The sequence below is a fragment of the Chromobacterium piscinae genome (assembly GCF_021129175.1).
GTDB lineage: Bacteria > Pseudomonadota > Gammaproteobacteria > Burkholderiales > Chromobacteriaceae > Chromobacterium > Chromobacterium piscinae.
Genome location: NZ_JAJOHV010000182.1, coordinates 1 through 1,626, shown reverse-complemented (window position 1 = coordinate 1,626; position 1,626 = coordinate 1). Strand labels below are relative to the sequence as shown.

Annotated in this window: 2 protein-coding genes; both read right to left on the bottom strand. The window is 72.7% G+C overall.

Annotated features, from left to right (window positions below; translation table 11 throughout):
• On the bottom strand, positions 1-443 hold a 443-nt coding region (locus LQR33_RS24095), incomplete at its 3' end, for a GNAT family N-acetyltransferase (protein WP_231470761.1).
• A partial coding sequence (locus tag LQR33_RS24090) for an aminotransferase-like domain-containing protein (RefSeq protein WP_231470759.1) occupies positions 440-1,626 on the bottom strand: 1,187 nt, incomplete at its 5' end. The genes LQR33_RS24090 and LQR33_RS24095, both read right to left, overlap by 4 nt.

Genomic DNA, 1,626 nt, shown 5'->3' with positions numbered 1-1,626 from the left:
GCCAGCGCGCTGCCGGCTGGCGGCTCGAATTCCATGAAGCCGTGGCGGCGGTAAAACGGCGCGTTCCACGGCAGGTGGGCGAAGGTGGTGAGCGTGACGGCGGCGCAGCCGCGCGGCTCGGCCTGGGCCAGCGCGTGCCGCAGCAGCGCGGAGCCGATGCCGCGGCGGGCGTGGTCCGGGTCCACGTCCATCTCGGCCAGGTGCAGCTGGCCGTCCAGGATCTCCGCCAGCGCGAAGCCGACCGGTCGGCCGGCGTCGTCCGCCACCCACAGCAGGCCGGCGTCGCGGGCGGCGCTCAGAGTCTCTGCCGGCAGCGTGTGCTCGGACAGCGCGGAAGGCAGGTCCGCGGGGGAAAACAGCCGCGCGGCGCGGCGTTCTATCCGCGCCAGCAGCGGCAGTTCGGCCGCCTCGGCCGGGCGGATCAGCAAGCCGTTTTCTATCATGTGGCCCTCAGTTGTTCGGCGGCCAGCCGGCCCAGCCGGACGATGGCCGCCTGCTGCGCGGCGTCCCAGGGCTGGCCGAAATTCAGCCGCAGGCAGTGGCGGAAGCGGGGCTCGGCCGAGAACAGCATGCCGGGCGCGAAGCTGATCGATTCCTTCAGCGCCGCTTCCAGCAACCGGCCGCTGTCCAGGCCCTCCGGCCCCTCCACCCACAGCAGCAGGCCGCCCTGCGGCCGCCGCAGCCGGGTGCCGCGCGGAAAGGCGGCCAGCACCGCGTCGGCCACCCGCTCCATCTGCTCGGCCAGCCGCGCGCGCAGCCGCTGCGAGATGCGGGCGTAATCGCCGCTGGCCAACAGGTCGGCCAGCGTGCCCAAGAGCAGCGCCGGGCTGACCAGGCTGCTGCTGGCGCGCAGCCGTTCCAGCGCCGCGTGGTGGCGGCCGCCGGACAGCCAGCCCAGCCGAAACGACGGCGCCAGGCTCTTGGTGAACGACGCGCAGTAGATCACGTCGCCGTCGCGGTCCCAGGCTTTCAGCGGCGTCGGCCGGCGCTTGCCGAAGTACAGCTCGCCGAACACGTCGTCCTCGATGATGGATACGCCGTGGCGGCGCGCCAGCGCCAGCAGCCGTTTCTTGTTGTCGTCCGGCATCAGCGCGCCGGTGGGGTTCTGGTAGTTGGTCACCGTCACCAGGCAGCGCACCGGCGGGCCGTAGCGCAGCGCGAACTCCAGCGCCTCCAGCGACAGGCCGGCGTCCGGCGTGCACGGAATCTCCAGCGCCTTCAGCCCCAGCGCCGCCAGCGTCTGCAGCAGGCCGAAGTACACCGGAGTCTCCACCGCCACCGTGTCGCCGGGGCGGGTCAGGTGGCGCAGCGCCAGGCTGATGCCCTCGGTGATGCCGTTGCAGAACAGGATCTCGTCCGGCTTCACCGCCAGTTGCCAGGATGCGGCCATCTGTTGCAGCTTCAGGCACAGCCGCTCGTGCTGGGCGGCGGGCAGGTAGGCGCCGATCAGCTCCGGCTGCCGCAGCAGCGTTTGCTGCAGCCGCCGCGCCAGATCCGCCGCCGGGTACAGGCTGTGGTGGGCCTCGGCCATGTGCAGCTGCACCGCCACGTCCGACGCCGACAGCGCCACCAACTGCGACATGCGGCTGTCCACGTCCACCAGCGTGGCCGGCGACGGCAGCGCGC